Below are 4302 nucleotides of genomic sequence, written 5' to 3'. Positions count from 1 at the left end.
AGAGTACTCCACAAGAACTTAAACCTCATGTTAATGAACAAACGCAACCATTAGCACCCGCATCTCCAACACCGACTCCTGAATTGACAGATGCAGAGAAATTTTTACAGTCCAATACTTATAAGTTTTTTCAATCTGATGCGTATCAGAAGCTCAAAGATCTTTTTGCAGGTATGGCGGCAGCACCCACAGATGGTTCTGGATGGGATGCGCTTGCAAGTGGTGTGAAGCATCTTAATGAAGGAGATAAGCAAAGAGGACAGGTTAACCAGACCGTCGAATATCTAAAGTCCAAGGATACAGCGAAGAAGAAGCGCGGTTTATGGCTGGGAATAAAGATGCGTTGAATGCTTTTCTATTACAAAAATCGAACGGCGGTTATGATGCTAGATCTAAAGAAGAAATGGACCGCCTACGAGAAACAATAGATCTTAAAAATAGTGAAGCTATCAGTAGTAATACACTCCGTGACATTGAACGTTTTATGAATTATATAGAAGAGAATGGTGATTGGGCTACGGGAAATCTTGCTGATTGGCAAGCTTCTTTTAAGATTCCTCAACACCGTGATATGCGTTCACTGCTTGATTCCATTAAAAATCGTATAGGTATTGACCGTTTAGAAACGATGAGACGGTATTCACGCAATGGTGCTTCTGGTTTTGGTAACCTTACAGAAAGAGAGCTTGATATCTTAAAGAGCTATTTAGGAGAGATAAAGTACGACTTGGGTCATAAAGAGATCTTGTTTAGGTTGAAAAAAATCCATCAGATTTTGGCTAAGATGAAATTAGACGTATTGAAATTGCTAGAAGACAGCAGCATTGAATTAACGCAAGAGAGTGTTGATAAGGTTACCTCACAGCCGCATTCTAAAGCTCCACAGCAAGGACGTAATGCTTTGCCACTTGTTACCAGCAAAGAAGAGGAAGATGCATTGCCTTCCGGTGCACGCTTTATTGGTGAAGATGGAAAGATAAGGGTTAAAGGGGCTTAAAATGGCATATATTCCTTATTCTCGCATTGTTGATGATGTATCCGATAATGATGGTACGTCTTCGGTGAAGAACAGTCGTGGTAATCAAGGAAAAAAAACAACGGGTTATATTCCTTATTCCCCTCTTGTTGATGATGATACGGCTTCATTTAATACAAAATTTACAGCAGATGATTTTTCATTTGATGATAAAGATCTTACGTGGTGGGATGCTATTAGAAGCCATGGTACATCTGGTCTCACGGCAGGTTATAGTGATGAGATACAAGCGGCGAATGAAGCGGGTTTTACGGATTATTGGAGCGGCGATAAAAAAGCCGAAGAAATCTATAACAGAAGAGTAGCCAAAGAACGTGCTTACCAAAAAGCCTTGGAAAAGAAACATCCTTGGTTATCTTCTGGTGCTTATATTGCTGGTTCGATTTTACCAACAATAGCATCATTTGGTATTCCCGCATTAAATTTTTTGCGAGCAGGCTCGACTTTAGGAAGTTTAGGTAGGGGAGCTCTTGTTGGGGCAGGTTCTGGAGCTTTACATGGTTCTGGTGCAGGAAAAGGTTACAATGATACGGTAAATTCGGCATTAGCCGGTGGTGTTGGTGGGGCAGTTTTGACGCCGGTTGCTGCTTTAGGAGGTATAGGTATTTCTAAGGCAGTTCGTAGTTTAGGAAATGCTTTAAAATCGCCTCCACTTGTAAGGAATTATTTTAATCCTGCTCGTAAAGAGGTTTCAAATAAAGCTTTGAGAGAAGTTGCCAAGCAACTTTACGATAATAAAACCCAAAAGATCACGGAACGTCTTAGTTCAGAACCTCACGAAGTATTTTTGACAGATATTAATGAAAAACTACGACAGACTTTGTGGAATGCGTCTAAAACAAATGAAGATGTTTATCATCTTTTGAAACAAGCGCATGAGAAAAGATTAGGCGGTTCTGTTCAACGTCTTGATGATATGATGGAGCAGACGATTGTTCCATACCAGCATAGCGATATTTTAAGCAGGACACTTAAACGGCAAGGAAAAGAGGCTCATGATCATCTCTATGAACAAGCGAAGCAAATTCCAATAGGAAAAGAACATTATCCAGCTCTTAATAATTTTTTTGAGAATAAAGGGTTTCAAAGAGCTCTCAAAGAAGCTGTTAAGACTTTAGAGGAACACCCCCTCAGTATAAATCCTAGACGATTTTATAATAGAAAGTTTAGCAGTATAAACTATAAACCTACGATAGAGTTATTAGATCAAACCAAGAAGTCTCTTGATGATTTAATCGAAAAAAGTAAGAAACATGGCGATAACCAGAAGGTTTTAGGATACGAAATCCTCAAACAAGATTTAGTAAAAATAATGGATCAAATCTCTCCTACTTATCAAGCAGCGCGTGGTAGTGCAGCAAAATTCAAAAATTTTGCAGATAGTTTTGAGAAGGGTAGACAAGCTTTAGGCACGAAACTTGAAAAGAGTATTGAAAGGGATGCAGTTAAGGAAAATCTTTCTAAAGGGAATTGGACAAAACAAAATAATACCTATCAGATGGGTATGAGAGATGCCTTAGATGATTTACTCAGAAAAAATGATGACCCTATTAATGAATTTTCTAAACTTTTAAAACAAAATCTTGCGTCTGAGAATCTTGAAAGGACCATAGGACCGGAACGGTTTTCTACTTTTAAAAAGGCAGTAGATCAGGAGCAATTCTATTCTGATGCAGCAAAAGAGGGTTTTAGCAAATTTGAAGGCACTCCTGAGGTTTCTCTTTTTGATGGAATTAATTTGTCAAATTTTTTGTATTGGCCAACTGAATCTCTCAAATTAGCACGAAACATATTTTTCCACCCGAATGCTCCAGAGGCGCTACGGGCAAGACAAGAGCTAGAGCGCGGTATAGCGAAGTTAGCAACTTTTGGCGTTAAAGGAATGGAGCGCAATGAAATTGCCAAATTGATTCAAAGTGCTTTGAAGTGGCATAAAGCCGGTGTGATAACGGATGAAGGCTTGAAGATTGTTTCTAGAGCTGTAGCAAAAGGGTTAGGTCCTAGTGCTTCAATAGAGTATGCGAAATGACCCGTTATAGTCCTTCTGTCAATCAAGCGATACGGCAAACGGCAGCACGTTATGGTTTGCCAGAGAGTTATTTATACCGTGTTGCGCAAGTTGAAAGTGGTGGGAATCCCAATGCAAGGAATCCCCGCTCTTCTGCTGGTGGTTTGTATCAATTTATCGATAGCACCGCCAAACAATATGGTTTGCAGGATCGGTTTGACCCCATGCAAGCGGCAGATGCCATGGGGCGGTTGACGCTTGATAATCGCAACCATTTAAGCCGTCTGTTGGGAAGAGCGCCTAGTGAAGCGGAGTTGTATTTAGCACATCAACAAGGGGCAGGGGGAGCCGCGCGGCTTCTTCAAAATCCCCATGCGAATGCGGCGCAAATTGTTGGCAGCAATGCGGTTGGCTTGAATGGTGGTAACAACGCTATGCGTGCAAGTGATTTTGTCAACCGTGTGTTGCAGATGTATGGGGGGCAGCCTTATAGAGCAAGTCCTACAGCGCAGGGTGGCTTTAGAAATAGAGACAATTTTCTCGAGGTTTTAAGGGCATTATTAGCATCACAAGAAGAAGCTTCGGAAGAAAAAGAGAGTGATGAAGATGATAATCCTTTGATGACGCAATTCATGCGGGCGTTTTACGGACCATTTTACCGGAATTAGGATTTATGAGAGATGTCAACGATCTATGATTGGTCGCTTAGAGCGGCGGATAATACGCGCGTAGATGATTTGATTGATTGGTCCGAAGGACAGCAGCCTAGCAGTGTGAATACGAGCGCCCGTGTGATGATGCAAAGGATAAGTGAGTATTTGTCAGACACGGGTGGAGCGCTTGAAGGGGTTGTTACAAATGATCATGTCCAACAAACGAGTGTGATAAGACTTGCAAGCATCTCACAGTTTTTAGAGTATAAGAATGGTATTGTTTTGCGCTTTATGGCTATGGGGAAGAATGTTGGAGCAACCACGATTGTCTTAAACACTTTAGATGGCAAGCCGGTTTATAAAGCAACGGAATTAGGCATTCGTGCATTATCGGGGGGCGAAATTCAACAAGGGTGCATTTATACATTGGTTTATAATGGAGATCATTGGCATCTTGTTAATCCTACCTCTATTCCTTTGCAAGAAGAAAGCAGTCTTTATCCCACGGGGTTCATAGGAACGTTTGGCATGCGCGGGATTCCAAAGGATTGGTTAATTTGCGATGGGAAGGCTTATTTGCGTCGTGATTATCGTGATTTATTTGA

Annotated in this window: 3 protein-coding genes and 2 pseudogenes; all 5 read left to right on the top strand. The window is 41.0% G+C overall.

The genetic code is table 11. The features are described 5' to 3' along the window. Window positions 1–347: pseudogene (locus tag ACFIK6_RS09230) on the top strand (hypothetical protein); the annotation flags it as partial. After that, window positions 323–997, top strand: coding sequence for a hypothetical protein (locus tag ACFIK6_RS09225; RefSeq protein WP_375677580.1), 675 nt, complete (start codon window positions 323–325; stop codon window positions 995–997). The pseudogene ACFIK6_RS09230 and the gene ACFIK6_RS09225, both read left to right, overlap by 25 nt. Window position 998: 1 nt before the next feature. After that, window positions 999–3065: a glycine zipper family protein gene (locus ACFIK6_RS09220; protein WP_375677579.1), complete on the top strand. Its 2067-nt coding sequence runs from the start codon at window positions 999–1001 to the stop codon at window positions 3063–3065. Then, complete coding sequence (locus tag ACFIK6_RS09215; RefSeq protein WP_375677578.1) at window positions 3062–3712, top strand: transglycosylase SLT domain-containing protein; 651 nt, start codon at window positions 3062–3064, stop codon at window positions 3710–3712. Before ACFIK6_RS09220 ends, ACFIK6_RS09215 begins: the two co-directional genes overlap by 4 nt. A 12-nt stretch (window positions 3713–3724) precedes the next feature. Next, window positions 3725–4302, top strand: a pseudogene (locus ACFIK6_RS09210) (phage tail protein); the annotation flags it as partial.

The organism is Bartonella sp. AS69XJJH, from assembly GCF_042195585.1.
Lineage (GTDB): Bacteria > Pseudomonadota > Alphaproteobacteria > Rhizobiales > Rhizobiaceae > Bartonella.
The sequence above is the reverse complement of the archived record's forward strand: the minus strand, read 5'-3'. Positions and strand labels throughout refer to the sequence as shown.

Coding starts and splice junctions, on each gene's coding strand:
- ACFIK6_RS09225 (WP_375677580.1), top strand. CDS start 323: ATGGCTGGGAATAAAGATGCGTTGAATGCTTTTCTATTACAAAAATCG.
- ACFIK6_RS09220 (WP_375677579.1), top strand. CDS start 999: ATGGCATATATTCCTTATTCTCGCATTGTTGATGATGTATCCGATAAT.
- ACFIK6_RS09215 (WP_375677578.1), top strand. CDS start 3,062: ATGACCCGTTATAGTCCTTCTGTCAATCAAGCGATACGGCAAACGGCA.